General features: G+C 38.0%; 24 protein-coding genes and 1 pseudogene. 8 read left to right on the top strand and 17 right to left on the bottom strand.

Features of this window, described 5'->3' with window-relative positions; genetic code table 11:
- Positions 1–6 precede the first annotated feature (6 nt).
- From NHH15_RS01230 to NHH15_RS01185, 10 genes and pseudogenes are all read right to left on the bottom strand, one after another.
- Complete coding sequence (locus NHH15_RS01230; protein WP_262064814.1) at positions 7–2,013, bottom strand: V-type ATP synthase subunit I; 2,007 nt, start codon at positions 2,011–2,013, stop codon at positions 7–9.
- A 29-nt stretch (positions 2,014–2,042) separates the two neighbouring features.
- A complete protein-coding gene (locus NHH15_RS01225; protein WP_262064813.1) occupies positions 2,043–2,351 on the bottom strand; it encodes a hypothetical protein in 309 nt (102 codons plus the stop codon).
- Between the two features lie 184 nt (positions 2,352–2,535).
- Positions 2,536–2,982, bottom strand: coding sequence for a low molecular weight protein-tyrosine-phosphatase (locus NHH15_RS01220; RefSeq protein WP_262064812.1), 447 nt, complete (start codon positions 2,980–2,982; stop codon positions 2,536–2,538).
- A gap of 185 nt (positions 2,983–3,167) precedes the next feature.
- Positions 3,168–4,364: a site-specific integrase gene (locus NHH15_RS01215; RefSeq protein WP_262064811.1), complete on the bottom strand. Its 1,197-nt coding sequence runs from the start codon at positions 4,362–4,364 to the stop codon at positions 3,168–3,170.
- Positions 4,365–4,453: 89 nt separating this feature from the next.
- Complete coding sequence (locus NHH15_RS01210; RefSeq protein WP_262064810.1) at positions 4,454–4,678, bottom strand: excisionase; 225 nt, start codon at positions 4,676–4,678, stop codon at positions 4,454–4,456.
- Positions 4,679–5,286: 608 nt separating this feature from the next.
- A complete protein-coding gene (locus NHH15_RS01205; RefSeq protein ID WP_262064809.1) occupies positions 5,287–5,658 on the bottom strand; it encodes a helix-turn-helix domain-containing protein in 372 nt (123 codons plus the stop codon).
- Between the two features lie 798 nt (positions 5,659–6,456).
- Positions 6,457–7,401 (bottom strand): ABC transporter ATP-binding protein, encoded by a 945-nt coding sequence (locus NHH15_RS01200; RefSeq protein ID WP_262064808.1) that lies wholly within the window; start codon positions 7,399–7,401, stop codon positions 6,457–6,459.
- 1 nt (position 7,402) lies between these two features.
- Positions 7,403–8,386 (bottom strand): ABC transporter ATP-binding protein, encoded by a 984-nt coding sequence (locus NHH15_RS01195; protein ID WP_262064807.1) that lies wholly within the window; start codon positions 8,384–8,386, stop codon positions 7,403–7,405.
- A 12-nt stretch (positions 8,387–8,398) separates the two neighbouring features.
- Positions 8,399–9,100 (bottom strand): ABC transporter permease, encoded by a 702-nt coding sequence (locus NHH15_RS01190; RefSeq protein WP_262064852.1) that lies wholly within the window; start codon positions 9,098–9,100, stop codon positions 8,399–8,401.
- A 15-nt stretch (positions 9,101–9,115) separates the two neighbouring features.
- Positions 9,116–9,193, bottom strand: a pseudogene (locus NHH15_RS01185) (hypothetical protein); the annotation flags it as partial.
- 38 nt (positions 9,194–9,231) lie between these two features.
- On the opposite strand from NHH15_RS01185, the gene NHH15_RS01180 reads away from it, so the two are divergent.
- The 7 genes from NHH15_RS01180 (at position 9,232) to NHH15_RS01150 (ending at position 17,907) form a co-directional block, all read left to right on the top strand.
- A complete protein-coding gene (locus NHH15_RS01180) occupies positions 9,232–10,371 on the top strand; it encodes an IS91 family transposase (protein WP_262064806.1) in 1,140 nt (379 codons plus the stop codon).
- Between the two features lie 67 nt (positions 10,372–10,438).
- Entirely contained in the window at positions 10,439–10,621 is a 183-nt protein-coding gene (locus NHH15_RS01175; RefSeq protein WP_262064805.1) for a hypothetical protein, read from the top strand.
- Between the two features lie 187 nt (positions 10,622–10,808).
- Positions 10,809–11,054, top strand: a complete 246-nt coding sequence (locus NHH15_RS01170) for a helix-turn-helix domain-containing protein (protein WP_262064804.1) — start codon at positions 10,809–10,811, stop codon at positions 11,052–11,054.
- Positions 11,041–12,861 (top strand): class I SAM-dependent DNA methyltransferase, encoded by a 1,821-nt coding sequence (locus NHH15_RS01165; protein ID WP_262064803.1) that lies wholly within the window; start codon positions 11,041–11,043, stop codon positions 12,859–12,861. Before NHH15_RS01170 ends, NHH15_RS01165 begins: the two co-directional genes overlap by 14 nt.
- Positions 12,858–14,045 (top strand): restriction endonuclease subunit S, encoded by a 1,188-nt coding sequence (locus tag NHH15_RS01160; RefSeq protein WP_262064802.1) that lies wholly within the window; start codon positions 12,858–12,860, stop codon positions 14,043–14,045. Before NHH15_RS01165 ends, NHH15_RS01160 begins: the two co-directional genes overlap by 4 nt.
- Before the next feature lie 4 nt (positions 14,046–14,049).
- Entirely contained in the window at positions 14,050–14,748 is a 699-nt protein-coding gene (locus NHH15_RS01155; protein ID WP_262064801.1) for a hypothetical protein, read from the top strand.
- Positions 14,749–14,763: 15 nt separating this feature from the next.
- Entirely contained in the window at positions 14,764–17,907 is a 3,144-nt protein-coding gene (locus tag NHH15_RS01150) for a type I restriction endonuclease subunit R (protein ID WP_262064800.1), read from the top strand.
- Between the two features lie 118 nt (positions 17,908–18,025).
- On the opposite strand, the gene tnpC is transcribed toward NHH15_RS01150, so the two are convergent.
- The 6 genes from tnpC to NHH15_RS01120 all read right to left on the bottom strand — a co-directional run bounded on the left by tnpC (position 18,026) and on the right by NHH15_RS01120 (position 24,071).
- Positions 18,026–19,303, bottom strand: coding sequence for an IS66 family transposase (tnpC, locus tag NHH15_RS01145; protein WP_262064799.1), 1,278 nt, complete (start codon positions 19,301–19,303; stop codon positions 18,026–18,028).
- Between the two features lie 38 nt (positions 19,304–19,341).
- Complete coding sequence (locus NHH15_RS01140; protein WP_262064798.1) at positions 19,342–19,650, bottom strand: hypothetical protein; 309 nt, start codon at positions 19,648–19,650, stop codon at positions 19,342–19,344.
- A 273-nt stretch (positions 19,651–19,923) separates the two neighbouring features.
- Complete coding sequence (gene tnpB / locus NHH15_RS01135; protein ID WP_262064851.1) at positions 19,924–20,202, bottom strand: IS66 family insertion sequence element accessory protein TnpB; 279 nt, start codon at positions 20,200–20,202, stop codon at positions 19,924–19,926.
- Between the two features lie 69 nt (positions 20,203–20,271).
- Entirely contained in the window at positions 20,272–20,646 is a 375-nt protein-coding gene (locus NHH15_RS01130; RefSeq protein ID WP_262064797.1) for an IS66 family insertion sequence element accessory protein TnpB, read from the bottom strand.
- Between the two features lie 260 nt (positions 20,647–20,906).
- On the bottom strand, positions 20,907–22,268 hold the full coding sequence (locus NHH15_RS01125) for a peptide MFS transporter (RefSeq protein ID WP_262064796.1): 1,362 nt from the start codon (positions 22,266–22,268) through the stop codon (positions 20,907–20,909).
- A 12-nt stretch (positions 22,269–22,280) separates the two neighbouring features.
- Positions 22,281–24,071: an aminopeptidase P family N-terminal domain-containing protein gene (locus NHH15_RS01120; protein WP_262064850.1), complete on the bottom strand. Its 1,791-nt coding sequence runs from the start codon at positions 24,069–24,071 to the stop codon at positions 22,281–22,283.
- A gap of 188 nt (positions 24,072–24,259) precedes the next feature.
- Between NHH15_RS01120 and NHH15_RS01115 the strand changes: the two genes are divergently transcribed.
- Entirely contained in the window at positions 24,260–24,964 is a 705-nt protein-coding gene (locus tag NHH15_RS01115; RefSeq protein ID WP_262064795.1) for a GntR family transcriptional regulator, read from the top strand.
- A 244-nt stretch (positions 24,965–25,208) separates the two neighbouring features.
- On the opposite strand, the gene NHH15_RS01110 is transcribed toward NHH15_RS01115, so the two are convergent.
- Entirely contained in the window at positions 25,209–25,724 is a 516-nt protein-coding gene (locus NHH15_RS01110; RefSeq protein WP_262064794.1) for a JAB domain-containing protein, read from the bottom strand.
- Between the last annotated feature and the right edge of the window lie 37 nt (positions 25,725–25,761).

Below are 25,761 nucleotides of genomic sequence, written 5' to 3'. Positions count from 1 at the left end.
AATAACTTAATCCTCCTTCAAATCTACATAATTCGTATTTGTTGTAAAGGGGCGGAATGCTCTTCCACCTCCTTCGTAAAATTTTCCAAAAAACTCTACGTATTGTAAACGACAGGTATGCACGTATGCACCCAACATGTTAATACCCAGATTAAATGTGTGTCCTACCACAAAGGCAAATATAAAAATAATGACACCTAGCACACTTTTTCCTGCCATGGTTCCCATCTGATTAATTACCGATGCAATAACTCCTGTAGCAAGTCCAAGTGCCAATAATCTTGAGTAAGAAAGTACGTCACTGACCCATCCTGTTATATTGTATAAATCATAAGCACCAAGTGCTAAACGAAGCCCAAAGTTTTTGCTGCTTCTTCCGGACATGAGAAAAATCCCAAGTGCCCCCGCAATTGCGAGCCCTTTCGCCAACGTATTAATCGCTGGTGGAAAAACAATATTCATCTGTGACATGGAAACAAATATTTGACTTGGCAATAGCATTAAGATCAGTCCTATTAACATCATGTACCAAAAGACAACATCGCTTACGAAGCCTACTATATCTTTATTCTTGATGCAGAGATATCCTTTCACCCCTAAACCAACGAATAAGTGAATTACTCCAAATAGCATGGAGAAAATCAATAGTTTCATAGGATTGTCCAAAGGTGCGAACCATAATGGCTTTATGATGATTTCTTTATTGAAAAACACCTTACTTACTACAGAGATTAAATCTCCAAAGTATCCGCCAAACAGTACACCCCACACAGTTGTAGAAACACCGCAGTACATGAAAAGCCGTATAGACTTTCTCATTTCTATTCCCATTCTGGGGAATTTTTTTAGAACGATAAAACATGCCAGAAATACAACCAATCCATAGGCTGCATCTGAAAGCATTAATCCGAAGAAAATCACATAAAAAATCGATGTTACCATCGATGGGTCTACGTCATCTTTTCCAGGTAAACCGTAAGAAGATACTACTCCTTCCACGCTTGATGGGAATGTAGAGTTATCTAACAGGACTGGCGCTTCCTCTTCTTCTCCCAGTTCATCAATGTCTATAATACACGTATAGACATCTCCGATTGCCTTCTGTATTTTAGGCACTTCTCTTTTTGGTATATATCCGCTGATAAAGAATGTTCTCTCTGACTGTGGCAGAGTTCCAAGTACTTCGTACTTCTCTTTTCTCATGCGGTAATAATCCGATACGAATTTTAAACCTTTTCTTTTTGATTCAAATTCTTTCACCTGACTTATTCTGTCTTCAATCTCTTTTTCATATGAACGAATATCTGCTTTTAATTCCTCCTCATAAGCCAGGGGTATCTGTGAAATAGGGTTTGCAGGTCTGGCGAATCCATTTAGCCGCAAGGCTTCTTCCACCTTATCTGCCTCTTCCCTTAAGCAAACTACACACAGATAGGTTGCATCCTTATCTTGATTAATAATTTCTACCTCTACCGCATCAAGTGAGTCATCATACTCTTTGATAAAGGTATAAACCATTTCCAGCGTTGTCAGTGGAGCCATAGTTCCAATAAGAGTTCTTGTATGCTGTGTTCCCTTATAATCCATTGGTATATCTAATTTCAGCCAAGGCTGGATTGCCTCAACCTGATTCTCCGTCTTACTTATGTTTGCTTTCTTTTCACTGATTTCTTTTTCAAGTGAAATCAGCTTTTTAGAAGCACTTAAGTATTCTTCTCTGTCTTCGATTACAGGATTAAATTCATCACTTTCTATCAGGTCTTTCCCCTTTAGACCATCAAACATCGAAGTTTTCGCTGGTGCATAAGTCTGCAAAATCGTCAAAGCTGATTCAATGCCATTTGTTTTCTTATCGAAGCTTTGTCTCGCGGTCTGCGTATCTAACCGCTCCAATTCTTCATCTTCAATGGAAGAAACTTCCATTACCCCAAGTTTTTGCATTTTTTCTAATACAGCTTTTCGATCTCGTTTCAAAGCGCAGATACTCACTCGTTGCATCTGCAATTTAGCCATAGGCAATTTCCTCCTAATTCTTTCTTAACTTAGGCTAACTCTTTCATAATCAATGCAATTGCTTCTTCTTCTTTTGCTTTTGCACTTTCTTTTACCGAAAGAACCTCCTTGTTAATTTCTTCAAGGGCAAGTTTTCGTTTTTCCTCTCCCTTTTCCTGCGCGGTTTTTAAATCTGATTCCGCTTTTTTACTTCCTTTTTCCTTTGAATCTTGCTGAATTCTTGCGATTTCATTTGTGGCGTTTTCAAGGATTTCTTTGCATTTTACATCGGCCTCTTCAATAATCTTTTGAGCCTTTTCCTCAGTTTCCTTGATTTTTTGAATTGTATCCACCACCATAACCTCACCACCTCTCTTTTGCGTCATGTTAAGAAAATTATAATATGTTTCGATTTAAAAGTCCACCTTAAGTTATTAGAAAATTCAACGCTTTTCAACTTAATCATGTAGTAAATTGAGAGTTTCTTCTTATTAAAACTAATTATGAGCAACCTGATTTCCAGATTGCTCATACGATTCTTTTCTATATTTTTTCCAACAAGCTTTTACATCCCTTTACGACATCTCGGTAGGTGGCATCGAATTTGTTCGTATACCAAGGGTCTGCAATATCTTTATCTTCTCCGGCAAAGGATAGGAGTAAATGGATTTTTCCCTCAGGGTCACCACCTGTTATACGTTCCATGTTTCGAATATTGTAATGATCCATTCCTATCAGCAAATCATATTTATCGTAGTCTGCTCTGGTTAGCTGCGTTGCTTGTTTTCCTTTTGTATCAATTCCATGCTGGCTTAAGATTCTTCTGGTACCAGGATGAGGTGGATTTCCTATTTCCTCTCGGCTGGTTGCTGCTGATGCTATAAAAAACTCCGCTTCTTTTCCTTCTTTTTTTACCATGTCTTTTAGAACAAATTCTGCCATTGGTGAGCGACATATGTTGCCGTGGCAGATAAATAATATTTTTTTCATCTTTCCTATTCTCCTTGATTTTACTGACTTTCCCCGTATTTACGCGGTTTGTTGACGCTTGCCTTTATCCTTGTTTTTCTGGTTTTGGTGGCATATCTTTGCTTAAATTGGCATATCTTTGCCTGCAAAATTAGTAAAATAATTAGTAAAACAACCCTCTTTTTGTCAATTTACTAATCGCAATTTTAAGCCTCTTTCAACCGTTTCATTTCTTTCTTAGCATCTTCAAAGTCTACATGCGTATACGTATTAAGGGTAACCCCGATATCTCCATGTCCCATTATATACTGTAACGTCTTCGGATTCATACCACTTTTCGCTTTATTAGAGCAAAACGTGTGCCGGCACACATGAGGTGTAACTTTGGGCATCTCTTCCTTATAGGTCTTATTATATTTATGATATATATGTTCGAAATACTTTTCCCAATGCAAGGCAACCATCGGCATGCCATTTTTATCCAAAAACAGGAAGCCATGAATTCCGTCTATCACCGGTTCTACCTTTACCGACTTCCGATTCTTCAAGATTCTCTTAAAGCATTTCATCAATTTTTTATCCATGGGAACATATCTTTCACCGTTAGCTGTCTTCGGGGATTCAATTATGTATTGCATATTCCGCGTTCGCTGTAACTGACGGTTAATACGAAGTTTTTGATTTTCAAAGTCTATATCTTCAGCAATCAAGCCACAAAATTCAGAAATACGTACACCTGTCTTAAATAGGACATATATACCATCATAATATCTAGAAAAATGCTTATCATTTTTTATAAATTTCAGAAGCTTTCGTTCTTGATCTCTTGTTATCGCTTCCCTTGTCACACTATCATTTACCACAACCGTGGCTAATTGAAACTCAAAAGGATTCTTGCGAATAAGATCATCATCTGTAGCAAGTTGAAAAGCCGGTCTGACCACACCTCTTACCGTATGGATTGTACTATATCCTCTTCCGTCAGCCTGCAATTTGATCAGCCAAGCTTTGGCATCTGAAAGCTTGATACTATCAATTCGTCTACTTCCAAATTCTTCCTTCTTGATAATGTTGATGACAAATCGATAATTAGCTTCCGTGTTATGTCTAACGCCAGTTTTTTGACTTATGTATTTCTCGACCAACTGCAAAACAGTCATTTTTCCTGCATTTGCAATAATACCGTCTGCTTGATCCTTTTTTAAAAGTTTTATTTTATCTCTTAAGCACACACAATCTCGCTTCCCACTAGGCAGTGTATCATTTGGCTCAAGCTTCCAACTATACAAGAACTTCTGGTTTCCATTACCATCTACGTATACATATACATACCTTCCATCATTCCTTTGGCTTTCTCCATTTCGTAAAATTCGATTTTTATTATCTCGTCTCTTTTCACTCATTTCTATCGCTCCCTTCTGTTTCAAGAAAGCCTTAGTGCGATATAAATACTATATCACATTCTCAGCTCCCGTCCAAACATGTAACCCACTTAAATACTGGATATTTGATTGAGAAACTCTTCGAATTTTTTACGATTAATCAATACTTTTGTTCCGTTATAAATCGCAAATCCACAATCTAAATTATCATCTGTAAGCTTCCTTAGCTTCTTTTCTCCAATATTAAAATACTCTGCTGCTTCGGTTATCGTTAAATTGAACTTCTCCCAAAGGGGAACGTTTTTTTCATTATCCCTCACCTTCATATTCATCATTTTAAAGCCCCTCCCTTCTCTGAAAAAAAACAACCCTTTAATATCTTCTAAAAACATTTAAAAGATAGCAAAAGGTTATTTCTAACTGTCAAATGTGCAAAGGTACTGGATTATTCCTTTGCACACTTGACTTTATATTTTCAATACTTATTTGTTCTCAACACCCCAGTAGTCGGGAAGCCATCAAACGGCAAAGGGCTAGCTTTGCACCATGAGAAGAAATCTATTTCTTCATCCTGCCGGGATCTCCGGCAGCCGCTTTCATTACCGGGGACGCTTTTAACGCACGGGCTATGACGAAACGGAAGTATCATTATCCCTACCACCTGTCATCGCCGGTATCTAGGAGCCACCTAGTACTAAGAGTTGTTGTTTTATCGCTTTCACGTTTCTCTGTGATACAATTCTCGTGGTCATGGCGCAACCAACTCTTATGGCTTATGCTCATCGCAAAAGCAGTAGGAATGTATTTGACGCTTGTCTATTCAGTTCTTATATTCATTTTATCGAGATATTGATAATATGAACATGGAGAAGAACTGAAAGATTTCACCTATTTCTTTCACATATACTGAAAGAAATCCACTTTTGGTAACAAAAATTTCAATTTACCATTGTTCGTCTCTGTGATTATTAATGGATGTAATCATCGCCTCAATGACATCTTCAATAATATGTAGCATCGTTTTCTCACACCTAGAAAGCTTTTTAACAATTTTATTTAAGACTTCTTGAGTTGCTGCGATTTTTGAAATATTATGTTCACTCTCTTCAACACTTTTTTGCTCAAGCAAATCCCCTATAGGGACTTCTAATGCATTCGCAATTTTGATGATTGCATTTAAGCCTATTGATACACGATTCGTTTCTACTTTGGAAATAAATGAAACTGATAAATCCGTTAATTCTGCTAATTGCTCTTGTGATACTTTTTTAGTCATTCGATAATGCTTAATTCGTACTCCGATGTTCTTTTTCATTTCTCCCCCCTAAATGTTTTCACAAAAAAGAGACCATCAGTTTTCAATGATCTCTTTCTTCTCCTAAATCAAATATGACTATTCATGCATTACGTTTTACTTTTATCGTGTATATCAAACTCTTTGCTTATTTGCCTCGCCCCTAGCAAACTGGATTCATCAAGCGACAGACGACGAACCCGCCTCATAGACTAACGTCTCTCCCGGGACCTCCGGAAGCCGTCTGGGTAAGTTAAGTTATGCACTGCCCTACCTTACCTGAACGGAAGTATCATTATACCCGTAATCTGTCATCGCCGCCCGAAAGTCATTCGGATTAATAGCAAACTATGTATCGCTCAAAAGTTCTACCGTCTGTCATGCTAATACGTCAAAACACAAACTCTGTCATGGCGTAGCGCTAAATGGCTTATGCTTAAAGCAATAATTACAGGAACGTACTTGATGAATGATTTATATAATTGTCAAGGTTCCATTCATATGGGACTCCCTATATGTAATATCGACAAAAATTATAGTTGAAATAAGGTTTTTTGCAGTAGTTGCGTGCACGTCTTGCCTACGTTTTCCGAAAAACACTACCCCTCTCATAACCTATATTAGAAATATATACTTTCTAAGGCTGCGTCTCAAAATCATGTTTTAGTCATTCAGTATCCCATAATTATAACTACTTTTAACTAACGATTACAGCGCATAAATAAACTACCCTTCACGCAACGCACTTTTTTGCAAATTTTCATGATTTTTCAGTTTAGATAACATTTTATCTAGATTTGATAACGTTATCAAAGATAATTATATTTCATTAATTCTACAGCAAGAACAAAAATGTCCTTCACTAATCTCACGCAACACCACTGGTTCATTACATTGCGCTTCCGCATACGGACATCTAAGTGCAAACCTACACCCGGGTTTGGGATTGATGGGAGAATTGATTTCTCCTTTTAGAATAATTCTTTCCTGCTTATGGCGTATATCAACTGTCGGGATAGCCGACAACAAAGCCTTTGTATATGGGTGTAAAGGATTATCAAATAATTCCTTTGTTGGACAGGTCTCAACCATCTGTCCAAGATACATTACACAAATATTTGTTGAAATATGGCGTACAACCGATAGATCATGAGTTACAAACAAGTATGTCAACCCATATTCCTCTTGTAAATCCATTAATAGGTTTAATATTTGCGCTTGTATAGACACATCCAAGGCCGAAACCGGCTCATCACAAACAATAAATTTAGGGTTTAATGCAATTGCTCTAGCAATACCTGCTCTTTGTCTTCGCCCTCCATCTAACTCATGGGGGTATGACATTCTAAAGCGTTGTTCAATCCCGACTAAATCCATAAGTCTATTTGCTTCTGCCTCAAGTCCCTTTGAATCAAATCGCTTAGATAGCATTAAGGGTTCCACGATAGTATCATGAATTGTAAGTCGAGGATTCAAGGAAGAGTACGGATCTTGAAAGATTATTTGCATATCTTCACGAAGCTTTCTCAGTCCTTCTTTTCCTAAATTTGTTACGTCTTTATCTTCAAACTTAATAATCCCGCCTGTACTTTCTTGCAAGTGTATTATCGTGCGGCCTAAAGTCGATTTTCCACATCCTGACTCTCCCACTAAGCCCATGGTTTCACCTTTATTAATGGAAAAGGAAACATCATCAACTGCATGAACCAAGCCTCGCGGCGTCGAAAAATATTTTTTTAAATGTTCGATTTCTAAAAGTGGCATTCTATTCCTCCTCACACCTAATACAGCGAACCTGATGGTTCTCACTTATTTTTATCATATCGATTTTGTCCTTTTTGCACTCTTCAGTTACAAATGGACATCTAGATGCAAACGCACACCCTTTAGGCAAATTACTTGGATCGGGCGGCAAGCCTTCAATCGGTGTAAGTCTTTTTACATTCTTTGATAAGTCTGGCAATGCATTAAAAAGTCCTTGCGTATACGGATGAGAAGGTTTATCAAAAACTCTTTCCTTTGTCCCATATTCCACTAGTTCGCCTGCGTACACAACCGCAACCGTATCACACACCTCGGCCACCACTCCTAAATCATGGGTAATAAGAATCATAGCCGTTCCCAGTTTCTCTTTTAATTCTTTCATCAGCTCCAAAACCTGAGCTTGAATAGTTACATCTAGAGCTGTCGTTGGTTCGTCTGCTATGAGTATTTCGGGATTACAGGCTAGAGCTATCGCAATTACCACTCTTTGCTTCATTCCACCTGAGAACTGATGAGGATACTCATATGCACGGTCCTCAGAAATTCCCACCATTTCCAACATTTTAATCGCTATCTCTATCGACTCCCGCTTACTTGTATTCTGATGTAACCTAACTCCTTCAGCTATTTGATCTACTACCTTTTTCACTGGATTTAACGCTGTCATTGGATCCTGAAATATCATCGAAATGCTTTTTCCACGCAAAAGTCGCATTTCACTCTCTGGTAACTCTAATAACTCTTCCGCTTTAAAGTCAACTTTTCCGCTAACACTTTTCGTTGCGTAGTCAGGTAAAATTCTCATAATCGCACGAGCTATAGACGTTTTGCCTGCGCCTGTTTCACCAACTAGCCCTATCGTTGTTCCAGACTCTAGTTCAAATGACACACCATTAACCGCGTGAATCACTTCTTGCCCTGAGGCATACTCTACACGTAAGTCACGAACTGAGAAAAAATTATGTTTACTTTCCTTCTTTACCATTTCCATTTCCTCCTAATCCCTGAGCTTTGGATCTAATGCGTCACGTATAGAATCCCCTACTAAATTAAAGCTTAAAACTGTCAACATAATAAATAGCCCCGGAATGATAACCATGTGGGGATAATCGCGCATATAACCACGAGCTGAAGCCAACATCGCACCCCACTCCGGCGTTGGTGCTTGTACACCAAATCCTAAAAAACTCAACCCAGATGCTGCTAAGGCCGAACTTGCAATACCCATAGCGACTTGAACAATCAATGGTGAAATCGCATTCGGAATAACATGATTACGAATAATCCTAAATGTCGAACAATTAATTGACGTAGCCGCTTCAACAAATTCAGCATTACGCACCGTTAATATATTCGCACGCATCATTCGTGCAAAATTAGGAATTCCGCTAATACCAATTGCATATATAACTTTATCAAATCCGGTTCCTAATACTGCTGATATCGCAATTGCTAATAGTATGTTGGGAAAAGCTTGAAATACGTCTAAAAAACGCATGATTAGTGTATCTACAACTCCGCCAAAATAACCCGAAATAGAGCCTAATATCACCCCTGCAACACAACTAAGTGCTACAGATAATATTCCGATACTCAAGGTGTATTTTGCCCCAAATAAAATGCGTGAAAGAATATCCCGACCTACTTCATCACAGCCTAATAAATGATTCCAGCTTGGAAGCGAAAAGCGATCTTTCATCACGATTTCTTGGTAACCGTATCTACATATATAAGGTGATAATAACGATAAAATAAGTAACGCAATTACAAAAAACAAGCCAAACATTGCACCGGGATTTCTTTTGCTTCAATTTATCTCATAATAGTCATATGAATATATTACAGCGTATTTTCAATGACTATTTCGAAATCATAAAATACTCTATGCATCCTCGTCCGGTTGAACTAGAAAATATCGAGAAGATGCTTAATTGTGGTGACCCTTCCTTTGGCGGGGCTATGTATCATTGCGACTGTGGCGAATGGAAATTTGTCCCTTTTCGCTGTAAAAGTCGATTCTGTCCTTCTTGTGGGAATATGTACTCCATTGATCGCACCACGTCTATGTCTTTCAAACTTATTAAGTGCAGCCATCGGCATCTCGTATTCACCATTGCTGAAGAACTTCGGCATTATTTTCTTGATGATCGCACGCTTCTTGATTGTCTCTTTTTTGCCGTTAAAAGTGTTATTCTTCGGTTGTTTCGCAAGCTTAATAAAACAGAAGAATTTACACCCGGTTTTATTTGTGTTCTTCATACATTTGGTAGAGATTTAAAGTGGAATCCACATATTCACTGCCTTCTTTCAGAAGGGGGCACCGGCAACAATATTCCCTGGCGTAAAGTCCATTATTTTAGCTATGAATTTTTGCGAAAATCCTTTCGCACCGCTTTACTTAAGGCAATGCTTTCTCACATTGGACCTTCATTCAAATCCGAAATCAATAAGAATTACTTGATACACAAAGACGGCTTTTATGTTTATGCTGAGTCTAATAAATGTAATCCAGATATTGTCATTAAATATATCGGTCGATATCTTGGACGGCCCGCTATAGCCACTTCTCGTATCGACGATTACGACGGTGATAATGTAACCTTCCATTACAATCGACACGAAAACGAAAAACTTGTTCACGAAACTGTTCCTGCAACCGACTTCATTTCTCGACTTATAAGACACATCCCTGAAAAACAATACAAGATGATACGTTACTATGGTATCTATGCGAGACATAGAGAAAAGGATAAAAAGCTATTCCGTGCCATTCCAACCGAGAAGCATTTCTTCCTACTTGCTTTTAATAAGTGGCGCGAATCCATTCTCTCTACTTTCGGTTACGATCCCTTAAAATGTCCTAATTGCGGCAAAACAATGATTTTTGTCGAACTGTACTATAATCACAAGCGCTTCTCTTTACAAGACTATTATGAAAAGGTTATGACTACAAAACTTGTTCATACATGATGTTCTTTTCCCGCCTCTTTATTTATGCTAAACTTCATTCATAAGCGAATGATTGGAGGCGATTCAAATGAGCAACGAAAAAGAACTTGTAAAGAAGCTACGTGATAAATATACTAAAAATCCACCCGAAGGTATGACACCTGATCTCATTAAAAGCATGAGCGATAATGACCTTCTTGATATGGACTACTTCTTAAATGAAGATGTTTTTGGTGATGAGGTTGGTGAAGAGGGCTTTTACATCTTCTAAATACTTATCATCTGATTTTGGTGCTCTCAAATATGAAGGTGCCATTTTCACTTTATAGGAAAGTCCACGGACTTTCCTATAAAGTAAAAAATAAGCAGCCATTATCGACTGCTTAGGTAGAAAAATCCATGAATTCCCGCTATAATAATGCTATATTGCTGAAATGCATTTGCAAAGGAGATAAACAATGAATTTTCCGGGGGAAATAAAGAAAATAAGGCAATGCTTACTTATGACACAAGAGGATTTTGCAAAAGAAATCGGTGTGGCTTTTTCAACTGTAAATAGATGGGAAGGCGGAAAAGTAAAGCCTAATCTAAATGCAATGAAAAAAATTAAAGATTTCTGCCTCCAGCATGATATTGATTTTTCTACTGCTCATGAGGCATGGCTAAACTATAAGACGGAGGAAAATAATCGTGATAAATATTAGAAAACTAGAAGCAGAACTGTGGGAATCTGCTGATTTGTTAAGAGCAGGATCTAAGCTTACATCCAACCAGTATTGTATGCCGGTGTTAGGACTTATCTTTTTGAGATATGCCTTCAGCAGATATAAAAAGGTTGAAGAAGAGATTCTTAAGAATAGACCTTCTCGTGGTGGTAGAGTGATACCTGTGGAAGCAAGTGACTTTGCAGCAAAGAGTGCTTTATTCCTTCCGAAAGAGGCACAATATGATTATCTGTTAAATTTACCGGAAGACATCAAAGCAGCTGGTCTTAAGAATAAAGATGGACATGAAATGACAAGCCTTGGTGAAGTTGTAAATAATGCTATGCAGCTGATTGAAGACCAGAGCGAACAGCTCACAGGTGTTCTGCCTAATAGTTATACAGATTTTACAGATGAAATATTGTCTGAGCTTCTTCGTATCTTTAACAACAGTGCCATTGATGAAGTTGGTGGAGATATCGTAGGTCGTATTTACGAGTACTTCCTAAATAAATTTGCTAAGAATATCGCATCTGATGATGGTGTTTTCTTTACACCAAAATCTCTTGTAAAAATGATTGTAAATATTATCGAGCCAAAGAGTGGAGTTCTATTAGATCCAGCTTGCGGTTCTGGAGGTATGTTTATTCAGTCTGGCGATTTTGTTAACCAGTCAGGCATGAATGCAAATAGTGCCATGACATTTTATGGACAGGAAAAGGTAGAATATAATGCACAGCTTTGTTTGATGAACATGGCTGTTCACGGGCTTACCGGAGTGATTAAATCTGGTGATGAAGCAAATACTTTCTACCATGACGCACATAATTTGGATGGTTACTGTGATTATGTTATGGCGAACCCGCCTTTTAATGTAGATAAAGTAAAATCAGAGTCCACACAGGCTGCCGGTAGACTTCCTTTTGGTATGCCAGGAGTCAATGCCAAGAAAGAAGTTGGAAATGGAAACTATCTATGGATTTCCTATTTTTACAGCTATCTGAATGAACATGGTCGTGCTGGCTTTGTTATGGCATCATCTGCTACAGACAGTCAAGGTAAAGATAAGGACATTCGTGAAAGCCTTGTTAAAACAGGTCATGTGGATGCAATGATAAGTGTTGGGAATAACTTTTTCTATACAAAGAGTCTTCCTTGTTCGCTATGGTTCTTCGATAAAGGGAAAAGCGAAGAAATCAAAGATAAGGTTCTCTTTATCGATGCCAGAAATTATTATACAGTAGTAGACCGTACCCTTAACGAATGGTCTGAATGGCAGATGAAAAATCTGAATGCTATTGTATGGTTATATCGTGGGGAAACAGAAAAATACACTGCATTACTTAATGAATATCACAGTGTCTTAGGACACGATACTTCCTTTGAAGAAGCACATACACAGCTCAAGTCTGAACTGAAAGAATTACAGAAACGAGCAAAGGCTGAACTCGAAGCTGCAGGACGTGGAGACAAAAAACGTATTCAAGCAGAATATGATGAAATAATTGCAGCCAAGACAGATGAATTAACCACTGCAAAAGAAGCGGTATGGCTGTATGAAAAATTTGATGATGGAGAATATAAAGATGTTCTTGGTTTGTGTAAAGTTGCAAGCCTTGCAGATATCGAAGAAAAAGGCTGGTCATTAACTCCGGGTGCTTATGTTGGTGTTGCACCTGTAGAAGATGATGGCGTAAACTTTGAAGAACGAATGACAGAAATCCATCGTGAACTACTTTCATTACAAGCAGAATCCAATGACTTGATGGATGCCATCTCACAAAATATGAAGGAGATGGGACTATGAGTAATGAAATGAAAATACTAGGAGATTATATCGATATACTCTCGGGATTTGCATTTAAAACCAAAGATTTTGCAGTGAATGGTGTTCCAATAATTAAAATCAAAAACATTTCACCACCCACGGTTTCGCTTGACGATTTAACATATGTATCAAAAGAGGTGGCTGAAAAACAGAACAGATTTATCTTATCATATGATGATGTACTAATCGCAATGACTGGTTCTCATATAAATCAATGGGCTTCTGTTGTCGGAAGAGTTGCTAGAGTTAAATACCTTGAAAAAACATTACTAAATCAACGAGTAGGTAAAGTTGCAATAAAGAAAAATGCAGAAGCAGATATAGATTATGTGTATTATTATCTATCGCAAGATGCAGTGAAGATTGAACTGGCTGCAAAAGCTGGAGGTGCGGCAAATCAAGCTAATATAAGCCCATCACATATAAAGAATTTACAATTTCCTTGTCCTAGTTTAGATACTCAGAATAGGATTGCAAACATCCTTTCTGCATACGACGATCTCATCGAAAATAACCAAAAGCAAATCAAGCTTCTTGAAGAAGCAGCACAGAGATTATATAAAGAATGGTTTGTGGATTTGCACTTCCCTGGATATGAGGATACAGAGATTATTGATGGTGTGCCGGAGGGGTGGGAAACAGCGTCCTTAAGCAGTGTTTCAGTACTTAAAGCTGGTGGTGATAAGCCAAAGGTATGTTCTGAAAATAAAACTGACGAGTGCCAAGTCCCCATTTTTTCAAATGGAATTTCTAATAAAGGACTTTATGGGTACACTAATAAAGCAGTTGTTGAAAAAGAAAGTGTCACAATTTCTGCAAGAGGTACCGTTGGATTTGTGTTCTTACACAGAACTCCATTTGTTCCAATTGTGAGATTGATTTCAGTTACACCTAAAGATGACGTGATGGATGTGCTATATCTTTATCTTAATCTCTCAAATCAAAACTTTAGAGCTACTGGAGCGGCACAACAACAAATCACAGTTCCATTATTGAAGGATAAAACTATTCTTTGTCCAAGCGTAGAAGTCAGAAAAGATTTTAATGACAATATGTTACCTATTTTTAATCAGATAGATACATTGGAGAAACGAATGCTGTTTGCACAACAAGCCCGCGATCGCTTATTACCTAAACTCATGAGTGGCGAATTGGAGGTGTGACTTAATGATAGAGTTAACGAATTTTATAGATTATGACACTTCCAAGATTCTTCAATACGGAAAACAATTGGATTCTATTTTTCAATATAATTCAGATATTGAGAAAACTGCATATCTAAATTGGCGCATGGGATTTGGACACAACTCACGTTCACAATTTGTAGTCGTAGGTGAAGCATTTTTCTCAACGGCATTTAACTTAATCCATCAATGCCTAGAAGATAATTCGGACAAAAAAGCAGATTCATGGATTTTCCCGATTATGTTTAATACAGTTCACGGGATTGAGACCTATCTGAAGGCTATAAATGCGGTTCTATCCGTTATTCTAAATATACATCGTGGAATTACGGAAGGTGGACATGATTTAAAAGGTCTGTGCAGTGTTGCAAGAAAATTGATTATCGAATATAAAACAAAGAATAAATGTGATACTACTGAGCAAATGTTTCTAGGAATTAAAGTAGTTGAAAAGTTTATAGATAACATATACGAGAAAACCGATGATATGACCTTTGCGAGATACCCTCTTGCAAAAAATAAGCAGGGACATTTTTACATCCAAACATTTGATAATGAAGTCATAGATTTAGAATTGCTTGAAGAACAAATTATCTATGTGTTTAAAATGCTGGAGTTTATTTATGATATGCCAGAATTAGATATTGAGATTCAAGAAGATGCTATGATGGATTGTTATTAAAGGAGGTGCTGATAAATGAGTTATGATTATTCTGAAAATATACTTGTGCAGGAAAGTGCAGGAAATCTACTCCATGATGAATTAGGCTGGGAAGTTGAATTTGCCTATAACACGGAAGTGTTAGGTGCAAACGGCTCATTCGGAAGAACCAGCTATCATGAAATATTACTTGTTCGTTACTTTCAAGCGGCACTAAAGAAATTGAATCCGTGGATAAACGACACTCAGATATTAGAGGCACAGAAAGTTCTTGAGAACAGACTTTCTACGTCCTCTTTACTACAGGTGAATGAGGAGAAGTATTTTCTTATCCGTGATGGTATCCCTGTGACTGTAAAAAAGCCGAACGGTCAGAATGAAACTAAGAAAGCAACCGTTATCGACTTTCATAATCCGGACTACAACCATTTTCTTGCAATTAAGGAATTAAAGATACATGGAGATCTCTATAGACGCCGTACTGATATTGTGGGCTTTGTAAATGGTATTCCTTTGCTCTTTGTAGAGCTAAAGAAAAATACGGTGGATGTGCAGAATGCCTATGATGATAATTATACCGACTATCAAGATACCATTCCACATTTGTTCTATTACAATGCATTCCTAATGCTTTCTAACGGGACAGAGGCAAAGGTTGGCACGCTGGGCGGTAAGTATGAGTTCTTTCATGAGTGGAAGCGTCTCGTAGAGGAAGACCAAGGAAGTGTAGCTCTTGAAACTATGCTCCGTGGTATCTGCAAAAAAGAGAATTTCCTGGATTTGTTTGAGAACTTTATTCTCTTTGACCACTCTAATGGTCACACAGCGAAGATACTTGCTCGTAACCATCAGTACCTTGGTGTAAACGAAGCAATGAAAGCCTATGCGGATAGAAAGTTGAATGACGGAAAACTTGGTGTGTTCTGGCATACGCAAGGCTCTGGTAAGAGTTATTCAATGGTATTCCTTGCACAGAAGATACGCAGAAAGTTTGAAGGTTCTCCGACATTCGTTATATTAACGGACCGTGAAGAATTAAACTCACAGATTAGTGATACATTTGAAAATTGTGGATTGCTTGGAAAGAATATCAAGGCGTCTCAGTTCATCGCCTCAAGTGGTGATGACTTGGTGCGTAAACTGCACGGCAACCCAAGCTTTATCTTTACATTAATTCAAAAATTCAATAAACCCAACGAAGAACCAATCTATCCTGATCATGACATTATAATTATGTCTGATGAAGCACATCGTAGCCAATATGGCATCTTTGCCGATAATATGGTTAAGTTATTGCCTACCGCTGCTCGTATTGGTTTTACTGGAACACCGTTATTATCCAGTGATAACATTACTGCCCGTACCTTTGGTGGATATGTTTCTGTTTATGATTTCAAACGTGCTGTTGAAGATGGTGCGACTGTACCACTTTATTATGAAAACCGTGGTGAGAAAATCCTCGACCTGCGTAATCCGGAAATCTCTGATAAGATTTTGGATGCTATCGAGAATGCAGATTTGGATGTAGATCAACAAGATAAACTTGAAGCAGAATTTGCAAAGGAAATCCATTTGCTTACTGCAGAACCAAGACTTAAATCTATAGCTCACGATTTTGTACAGCACTACTCTGATTTATGGACAAGCGGTAAAGCAATGTTTGTCTGTCTGAATAAAGTTACCTGTGTTCGTATGTACAACTATGTACAGGAATACTGGAAAGAAGAAATAAAAAATCTAAAAGAAAATATAAAAAATGCTACGCAGCAAGAAGCTCTTGAATTGGAGCGTAAGCTTAAGTGGATGGAAGAAACAGAAATGGCTGTGGTTATCAGCCAAGAACAAAATGAAATCCAAACTTTTAAGAAATGGGACTTGGATATCAAATATCATCGTGCAAAGATGGAAAAGCGTGAATTGGATAAAGAATTTAAAGATTCAAAGAATCCTCTTCGTGTTGTCTTTGTCTGTGCGATGTGGCTCACAGGCTTCGATGTAAAGTGCTTGTCTTGTTTGTATTTGGATAAGCCTTTAAAAGCACACACCTTAATGCAGACCATCGCACGTGCAAACCGTGTAAGCGAAGGTAAGAGCAATGGATTGATTGTTGATTATATTGGTATCGTGAAAGCCTTGAGAAAGGCACTAGCGGATTATACAGCCAATGTTGGTGGTAATGGCGAGACAGACCCTACCATTGATAAGGCTGAGCTAATTGCAAGAATTATGGATACTATAGCGAAGGCTAAATCATTCTTAGCAGATAATGACTTCGACCTGCAGCTATTGATTGATGCTTATGACTTTATGAAACTATCATATTTGCAAGAAGCTGCCAATGTTGTCTGCGGAACTGTAGAGGATAAAAAGACCTTCAGTACATATGCATCAGAACTAATTCGTTTGATGAAATATACAGACCGTGATGATGTAACCGGCGCTACAAGAAAAGAATATGAAGCGATAGTAGCGATATTCTCTGAATTGCAGAAGAAGCGTAAGCACACGAATACCACTGACCTTATGATTGAAATTAATAAAATCATAAGTGACTATGTAGAAATACAACATACGCCTATGATGGTGCGTGAAGAACCGCGCAGATTTGATATTAGTGCTATTGATTTTGATTTACTTCGCAGAGAATTTGCTAAGGTACATAAGAAAAATCTTGTGATGAAAGACCTGGAGGAAGTAATTCAGCAAAAGCTGGATATGATGTTGTTCTCTAATCCAGACCGTATCAATTATTATGAGAGGTATCAGCAAATTATTACAGATTATAATAGTGAACAAGACCGTGCTAATATTGAAAAGACCTTTATGGATTTAATGGATTTGGCTAATCAGATGAACCAAGAAGAACAGCGCTATGCTCGTGAAGGCTTTACAAGTGATGAAGAATTATCCCTTTATGATATGCTGTTCCGAGATGACTTGAGCAAAAACGATATTAAGAAGTTAAAAGAAGTAGCTGCTACGTTGCTGCAAAATATTAAGTCTAAGATCGCAGAACTTGACCATTGGACTGATAAGCAAGAAACAAAAGCAGAAATTGATAACCTGATTCGTGACACGTTATGGGCAGACTTGCCAGAGTGCTATGATGAAATGGCTATCTCAGGGTATCGTCAACAGATTTACGAATATGTGTACACACGCTACGGCGCAGTAGCATAATGCAAAAAATCCTACATCCGAGGGAATGTCCCTAAGATGTAGGATTTTTCTTTGCACCCGCTTGAAGGTGTCGCTCAAAATTTACTTGTTTTCGCAAATCCCTAAGTTGCACCACCTCTCAGCGGCGTTTACTTTTGCATTGCTCCGGAAGGTCTTTTGACCACGGAAGCAGCGTATCCAGTTTTAAATTATCGATAGTTCTGTCTTCCGCAATCAGCTTCGGTATCTCTTCCAGTAAATATTGAAGATAGTAATAAGGATTTAGATTATTCAACTTGGCGGTTTCTGTGATGCTATACACGATTGCACTTGCTTGTGCACCTTTAATCGAATTACAAAAAATCCAATTCTTTTTTCCGACACAAAAAGTTCGAAGGCTTCGTTTAGATGCTGAATTATCAATTGGTACGTCTCCATTTTCTAAAAACACCTTTAGGTACTTTTCCTGATTGACACTATAGTTAAGTCCAGCAGCTGTTTTCCCTTTCGGTAAACAGCTCGTATCGGACAATCTCTCTTTTATCCATGTGAAATACTCCTCAACCAATGGTTTGATTGTGGCTTGTCTTTCTACCAGCCGTTCTTCTGCCGGTATGTCCGATAGCGTTCCCTCCAGTTTATAGATGCTACTGATTCGAGCCAGTGCCTGATAAGCAATGGAGCGTTTTACTACATCCGGATTGCTCTTTCCCAATGCTTTTACAGCATCTGCATAATCTCGCCTTGCGTGAGCCATGCAATTCGCATTTGTAAATCCTTCAAGCTCCCTGTCGAGTTTATGGTATTGGCTCAATCCATCTGTAACCACGACGCCTTTGTAATTCTTGAAGAATTCTTTGGGATGCTCGCTGTTACGAGTCTTTTGATACTTATACAGGGCAATCGGAGTCTCTTTGTAGAATTCTCCACTCCGAAATACCCACATGTAGCTTGGAGTTCCGGCACTGCGATCATCACGAATGACATCTACCGGTGTTTCATCTGCCTGGGCTACAGGGAATTCTAAAAGTTTTTCACGTAGTCTCTGGTACAACGGTTCAAAGTAACGCTCTGAACATTTAATAATCCAATCCGACATAGTCTGACGGGATAGATGGACATCATTTCGTTCAAACTCCGCTTCAATGCGAGCAACCGGTATGGAATTCACATACTTTGCATTCATGATTGCTGCGCCAAGTGATGGTGTTAAAATACTGTTTCGAAGAAGGTCTTTCGGACGTGTTCCACGCAGAAATTCATCCTGATGTTCTCCGCCGGTTCCAACATAAACATGTACTCGATGTCGTTCCACCGTCCATGATGCCGGTTCATAACGTAGTCGCTTGTATTCCTCGACTGTCATTTTTCTCCAACAGCCTTCGCCGAATAGTGCATCCAGCTTTTCCATGGGCACATCATGTTCCTGCAGTTCTTCAGGGAAATCCTGAAGATCTAAATCTCTCTTACCCTTTTGTTTCTTCGCACGTGGCTTTTTTTGTAATACTTCCTCAATGTCCGGCTCTTCGGCATTTTCCTCCGAGAGATACTCTGCCTCGTTAAAAAGGAGAGCTGTCCATCCATAGTATCTAACTTTTCCGTATGGCGACCAAACCTTTGCTGATTTGCAATCCGCACCTGCTCAATCAGCTTTTCGAGATTTTCATTCATCGTTTCCATTTGCCCTTGTAAAGAAGAAACCAAAAATACAAGCTCTTGTTTACTGAACTGATTCAATTCTTCAGCTGTGTACTTTTGACCCATGAATGTTCACCCCTTTCCTGTTTTTTATTATACTCTAAAACATAGAAAACAGCGAATTTCACGATACTGAATATTCGTCATTGTGCCTATAGATAAGACCTCAACAGACTGCAATAAACGCTCCATATGTAGAGGTGTCAAAGTACGAGAATGTCCCTTTTTAGTGGTATGAAACAAAGAGATTTGCACTGCTATAATCCGTTTTACAGTGCGAATCTTCGTTTCTATTCTCTCGGAAAAGAGCCTGAAAATTTCTCTGTTTTGCATAAAACTTTATGCTATTTTAGAAGGATTGACTTCCTTAATCTTTGGATTAACTGGATTTAGCCCAAGCATTAGATGGTGGAATTGTTCTTCTGTTAATTCAACCGCTTCCTCTTGTGTACGTGGCCATGAAAGAGAGCCGTCTTCGAATCTTTTATAGAGTAACAAAAAACCATTCCCCATCCAAAGTAGCCCCTTCATGCGATCTGACCTTCTGCCACAGAACAAAAACAAGGTGCCCTTTTCGAATGGATTCAGGTCATATCGGGCGCCAACAATCTGAGCAATCCGTTGATTCCTTTTCGTAAATCAACAAAACCACATGCGATTACGACACGGCGAATACCGGCTACATCTTCAAGCATGATGCACCGCCTGTAGAAGTTGATTAAGAAGTCGCTCTGATATCGAATCAGATAATGCAACTGTTATCTTTTGTGTCTTCACAATCGCTGCCGGTTGAAAAGAAGTAGATGACTCCTGCCTAAACGATAACGGAATCTCTGAAAAGGAAATGTTGGCATCGGGTTGTACCGCTGGTATTGCTGTTGGTGAATTCAATTTTTCATATACTTCTTGTCGGACTTTTCGTTGCCAGTAATAATAAGACTTCTCAGGTATTTCCCGGTCTGCAAGCCATTGCTTTGCTGATTGATTTCTCGGGCGACCTTGACACTGTTCAACAATCGTTTTCCAGTGCATAAGGCGCATTTCATGTGTAATTTTATCCATCGCAATCCTCCTCGAAAAAACTGTTAGTTTTTGGAATTTTTTCAAGTATGCCACAAAACTCAGAAAACTACTAGGCGGATGATTTGACGTTTACCAATTTTCACACAAACGACCATTTAAAAGCATTAAAAAAGAGCAATCATTTGACTACTCTTTGTCTTTCATAAAACTAAAATGGCAGAGCCTATATTTATTAAAGATCCTGGATATCTACTTCATAAGCACGTACCCAGGACCTCTTTTTATAATTGTTTTTCTACTTATTGTTCCTTCTCTACTAATCCAGATAATCTTTTATCTAAAGCAAACAGTATTAGAGCTGAAACAAATGCCACTATAGCAATTACAATGCAGGCTGATGAAAATTTAAAATTGCCTCCGAAAGCAAACTCATAAACATTGCCATAGCTTTTTCCAGCGATAAATGTGGCGATTCCCCATACAGATATCATGACTCCTAAATAACGGCTAGGCGAATACTTACTAATGAATGAATGTCCAAGTGGTGAGAAGAACATTTCTCCTAGTGTTAATAAGAATGCGAATATTATTAGTAATAAAACGCTTGGTTTTCCATTTCCTCGAGTTATTTCAATCACTGCAAAGAATACGTACCCAAGCCCAAGTATCCCTATTCCTAATCCAGTTTTTCTAAATAAGCTCATATCCCCTTGTGGCCTTGCAGCTAAAACTGTCCACAGTTTTGCCGTAATCGGCCCAAGTATTACACAGAATATTGAATTCGCCGCATCAAACCATGTAGCCGGAACTTCGTATCCCGCTACTACCCAATTCATATTTTCTGCCCAGTGATAATATACTGGAAGATATGCTAAATACCAGAATATCCAGAAAACGATTGAAAATGCCGACACCAATACAATTGCTCCAATACGTTTTTTCTCAATTGTAGTCATTGGCATTTTCTTTAATTCTTTATCTAATGCCTTTTGTTTTGCTTCTTCTTCTAGCTCTTCTTCCGTCTTTTCCATTTTAAACGGTTTTTTACCTACGTCTCCCATAAACCTTGTAGCAATCATAAACCAAACCGCTCCCACAAACATGGCAAGTGCAGCTAACTTAAAGCATGGAGCAAACCCTAAAACACCATCTTTCGCAAATACATCTTTATAAAGGATCCCAACTAAGAAGGTTCCAATGAACGCCCCAACATTAACTAAAGTGTAGCGTATAGAAAAAGCTGAATCCATTTTGCTGTTGTCTCCAATGATTCTTCCGATAAGAGGCGCAGTCCTAAATAAACCAAGGCCTAAACTTACGCATACAATCATAGCATATATCATACCAGGACCTTTGGCTAACGCTCCCATGTAATAGCCTATTCCGACCAGCACCATACCTATAGGAGTAGTATATCTTGCCCCGATAAATCTATCTACAATTACTCCTCCTAGTACCGGCCCTAAATATGCAAACGCTGTCAAGTTCGCTTGTAATTTAGCCCCAACCGAATCGCTTAACCCTAATCCACCATTTACTACCGCAGTTGTTACAAAAATCAATATTAGAGATCTTCCTAAATAATATGCAAGCCTCTCGAATATTTCTGTGCCCGCACACATCCAAAATCCCAACGGGTATTTTCTTTCTTTAGTCTTCATTTTAATTCCCTCCTACTCGACTTCTCTTGTAAATTTCTCAAGCCATACCTTCTCTTCTTCATCTAAAAATGGTGATATTTTTTCAAATACCAATTTGTGATAATCATTTAGTAGTGTTTTATCTTCTTGTGTCATTATTTTTGGTTCTATTGCTTCTATATCAAAGGGTATGTATGTAATTGGCTCTAGATACATGAATTGGCCATATTCATTCTTTTCCCCATTACATACAAGTAATTCATTTTCCAAGCGCACTCCATGAGAACCTTCATAATAGATTCCCGGCTCATTTGTTATTACCATTCCCGCTTCTAATTGATGAGATTCATGACTTCTAAAATTCCATCTAAAACCCGATGGCCCCTCGTGTATTCCAAGAAGGTATCCCACACCATGTCCTGTACCATGGTTAAAATTAATGTTACGATCCCAAAACGGCTTTCGAGCTAAGATATCTAAAACCATTCCCGTTGAGCCATATAAAAATTTAGCACTAGCAAGACGCAAGTTACTTACGGCAACTAAAGTGAAGTCTTCCTTTTTATCCTGGCTTACCTCTCCCAAAGCATAAGTTCTTGTAATATCCGTTGAGCCTTCTAAAAATCCCGCTCCTGTATCTGCCAAGAAAAAATTACCCGCTTCTAATACTACATCTGTTTTTGGGCTTGATTCATAATGTGGACTTGCACTATGGGGACCATACGCGCATATAGGTGCAAAACTTGGCCTAATATAGTTCTTTTGCTCATTTCTTAATTCATCCAGCTTCGCAGAGGCACTTAATTCAGTAATATCACCCTTTTCATAATTTTCCTTAAGCCATTTCATGAATTTAACATAGCATACGCTATCCTTGATCTGTGCTTGCCTGATATTTTCAACTTCTACCTCATTTTTCATAGACTTAAATAATATTTCAGGATTGTTTTCTTCAACTTTCTCAACCCCTCTAGGAATATTATTGAAAGTCGCGTAATTAATTTTTGCAGGGTCAAGCATTACACTTTTGCCTTCCGCAATATTTTTTACAGCTTCATAAAAAGAGTTATAAGGGTGCAAGAAAATGTTTTCTTTTTTTAACTTCTCTTTCATTCGTGAATCTAGCTTCTTTTCATCAATATACAAATCCATATGTCCCATATAAATAATTCCATATGATAGTACAAGCGGGAAAAATTCAATATCGTTTCCTCTAATATTTAATGTCCAACAAATATCATCTATTGTGTTTAAAATATGAGCATCTGCCTTGTTCTCTGACATTTTCTTACGAATACGTTTTAGCTTAGACGAAACAGATTCACCAGTGTATTTCTCATCTAACGCAAATGCTACTTCTTCACTGATTGGTGGGCGATTTTCCCATACTTTATCCACCAAATCTTGGCCACTTACAATATGGCCTTTCTTGTTTTGAACTATTTTTTCATATTCAAGGCCTTCACTCATAGATACTACTCGGCCATCAAAGCCTAATTTTTCGCCTTCTTTAAGCTTAGTCTCCAGATATTCATTAATTGTAGGTACTCCAGGTTCTCCCATTTTAAAAAGTGTTATCGGCGCTCCCTTGATTTGGTTAGCAGCTTGAATAAAATATCTGCCATCCACCCAAAGTCCTACCTCTTCACGAGAAACAACTATCGTTCCAGCAGAGCCTGTAAATCCTGTCATAAACTTCCTAGCTTTGAAATACTCACCTACATACTCACTTTGATGAAAATCAGCAGTAGGAACAATGTAGAAATCAATTTCTGCTTCTTTCATAAGCTCTCGCAGTTTCCGAATGCGATCCGCAACTTCCAACATATCTTATCTCCTTTTCTTTTATTGTTGATTGTTAACAATTTACATTAAACTATATCGTATGTCAATGCTTTATAGTGATTTTTCATTAATTAATATTGTTTTTACTAGGAGTGTTTACCATTCAATTTTACTGTGCTAAAATAAATTTGTTGATATTTCCAAATACACAGTAAAGGGACGATGATATGGGGGAAATAAAATATCGCACTCTCCGTGAAAGCGTTGTTGATGCGATCCGCGAAAAAATAATTAGTCACGAACTAGAGCCTGGTATGCGAATTATTGAGCAAGAAATTTCCGAAGAATTTGGCGTTAGTAGGGGGCCGATTCGTGAAGCCTTTCGACAACTTGAACAAGAAGGGCTAGTTGAATACACCCGTAATATGGGTTGTTCAGTCAAAGAAATCACCTTAGAAGATGTGTTTGAAGCATATCTTCTACGTGGGACATACGAATTAATTGCCGTTAAATCATTTAATGGAATTATTCCTGACAGTGCTCTTAAAGAAATGAAACGCATATTACGTTTAATGGAAACTATGAATGAGGACAGTTTTAACGATATTATCACTTATGACAATTTGTTTCATGGAGCAATGATTAAAGAGACCGGTATGCCTCGCTTAATTAAGGCGTGGAACGATTTAGATTATGCAACTATTCTAAGTTGTTCAGTAGAGACACAAGATAGTAAAACTCTTGCAGGATGGCAATATAAAGTTCATAGCAAATTATATGATGTATATCGCAGCAACGATACAACTGCTATTTGTGAAGTTATTGCTGATCACTATATGAATTCCATTAAACGTAGATTAGATTCTAGTAATGTATCTGAATCTGATTTTAAATTTCCTCTAGACATTTTAGAAACACTATTTGCTAGGTAAGATAGTTAAAGTCTTGTTTGCCATATTCCATACTATATGGAAATTCGTTATATGATAGCTTTTTATTTTCAAATAAACTAGAAATAGCCAAGATCAGAAAACTTCTGTGCTTGGCTATTTTTTGAGAGTGTGAAACTTTTTAAAGCCATGGCCAGTAAGACTATATCTGACCATGGCTAATATAAAATCATGATATTTACAAATAACTCTCTTCTCTGACTTACATATTATATAAATCGTTTCTTTATAACATTTGCTCACGATTACTCCCCTTTATTTTGGAGACCTCTCTTTTAAACACCTCCATATTCCCTACGGGCAATACGTCTTCCTCTAACATACTGTAGTAAGGCATATTTCCCCTACCAATAATAATGTGGTCCAATAGTTCTATGCCAAGTAGCTTTCCTGATAGGCCTATCCGTTCTGTGAGTTTTATATCCTCTTTACTGGGGGTAGGATCTCCTGAGGGGTGGTTATGGCAACAGACAATACTAGCTGCGTTGCTTAAGATGCTGGCTTTAAAGAGCTCTCGCATCTCAATCACAGCGGAATTTATTGTGCCCATGCTTACAAAGTTCAAATTGATAACGTCACACTTAGTTGAAAGATTCACTACACACATCACTTCCCGGTCATAAGTAGATAACTCCTGTTTCAAAAAATCTACCACCGCTTGTGGGCTGTTAACAGGCGCATCGCTATAATAGGTCTTTTCTTTTATTAGGCGGACCGCTACTAAATCTAATTCATTGTTCATCGTCATCATCACTCCTTTCTAGTTCCACGATTAATAC

The sequence above is a fragment of the Aequitasia blattaphilus genome, assembly GCF_024721305.1.
Taxonomy (GTDB): Bacteria; Bacillota; Clostridia; order Lachnospirales; family Lachnospiraceae; genus Aequitasia; species Aequitasia blattaphila.
Note: the sequence above shows the minus strand (reverse complement) of the source record. Positions and strands in the feature narration are given on the sequence as shown.

Excerpts from the sequence above, each read along its gene's own strand:
- NHH15_RS01230 (WP_262064814.1), bottom strand. The coding sequence starts at position 2,013 with ATGGCTAAATTGCAGATGCAACGAGTGAGTATCTGCGCTTTGAAACGA.
- NHH15_RS01225 (WP_262064813.1), bottom strand. The coding sequence starts at position 2,351 with ATGGTGGTGGATACAATTCAAAAAATCAAGGAAACTGAGGAAAAGGCT.
- NHH15_RS01220 (WP_262064812.1), bottom strand. The coding sequence starts at position 2,982 with ATGAAAAAAATATTATTTATCTGCCACGGCAACATATGTCGCTCACCA.
- NHH15_RS01215 (WP_262064811.1), bottom strand. The coding sequence starts at position 4,364 with ATGAGTGAAAAGAGACGAGATAATAAAAATCGAATTTTACGAAATGGA.
- NHH15_RS01210 (WP_262064810.1), bottom strand. The coding sequence starts at position 4,678 with ATGATGAATATGAAGGTGAGGGATAATGAAAAAAACGTTCCCCTTTGG.
- NHH15_RS01205 (WP_262064809.1), bottom strand. The coding sequence starts at position 5,658 with ATGAAAAAGAACATCGGAGTACGAATTAAGCATTATCGAATGACTAAA.
- NHH15_RS01200 (WP_262064808.1), bottom strand. The coding sequence starts at position 7,401 with ATGCCACTTTTAGAAATCGAACATTTAAAAAAATATTTTTCGACGCCG.
- NHH15_RS01195 (WP_262064807.1), bottom strand. The coding sequence starts at position 8,386 with ATGGTAAAGAAGGAAAGTAAACATAATTTTTTCTCAGTTCGTGACTTA.
- NHH15_RS01190 (WP_262064852.1), bottom strand. The coding sequence starts at position 9,100 with ATGAAAGATCGCTTTTCGCTTCCAAGCTGGAATCATTTATTAGGCTGT.
- NHH15_RS01180 (WP_262064806.1), top strand. The coding sequence starts at position 9,232 with ATGAATATATTACAGCGTATTTTCAATGACTATTTCGAAATCATAAAA.
- NHH15_RS01175 (WP_262064805.1), top strand. The coding sequence starts at position 10,439 with ATGAGCAACGAAAAAGAACTTGTAAAGAAGCTACGTGATAAATATACT.
- NHH15_RS01170 (WP_262064804.1), top strand. The coding sequence starts at position 10,809 with ATGAATTTTCCGGGGGAAATAAAGAAAATAAGGCAATGCTTACTTATG.
- NHH15_RS01160 (WP_262064802.1), top strand. The coding sequence starts at position 12,858 with ATGAGTAATGAAATGAAAATACTAGGAGATTATATCGATATACTCTCG.
- NHH15_RS01155 (WP_262064801.1), top strand. The coding sequence starts at position 14,050 with ATGATAGAGTTAACGAATTTTATAGATTATGACACTTCCAAGATTCTT.
- NHH15_RS01150 (WP_262064800.1), top strand. The coding sequence starts at position 14,764 with ATGAGTTATGATTATTCTGAAAATATACTTGTGCAGGAAAGTGCAGGA.
- NHH15_RS01140 (WP_262064798.1), bottom strand. The coding sequence starts at position 19,650 with ATGGGTCAAAAGTACACAGCTGAAGAATTGAATCAGTTCAGTAAACAA.
- NHH15_RS01130 (WP_262064797.1), bottom strand. The coding sequence starts at position 20,646 with ATGGATAAAATTACACATGAAATGCGCCTTATGCACTGGAAAACGATT.
- NHH15_RS01125 (WP_262064796.1), bottom strand. The coding sequence starts at position 22,268 with ATGAAGACTAAAGAAAGAAAATACCCGTTGGGATTTTGGATGTGTGCG.
- NHH15_RS01115 (WP_262064795.1), top strand. The coding sequence starts at position 24,260 with ATGGGGGAAATAAAATATCGCACTCTCCGTGAAAGCGTTGTTGATGCG.
- NHH15_RS01110 (WP_262064794.1), bottom strand. The coding sequence starts at position 25,724 with ATGAACAATGAATTAGATTTAGTAGCGGTCCGCCTAATAAAAGAAAAG.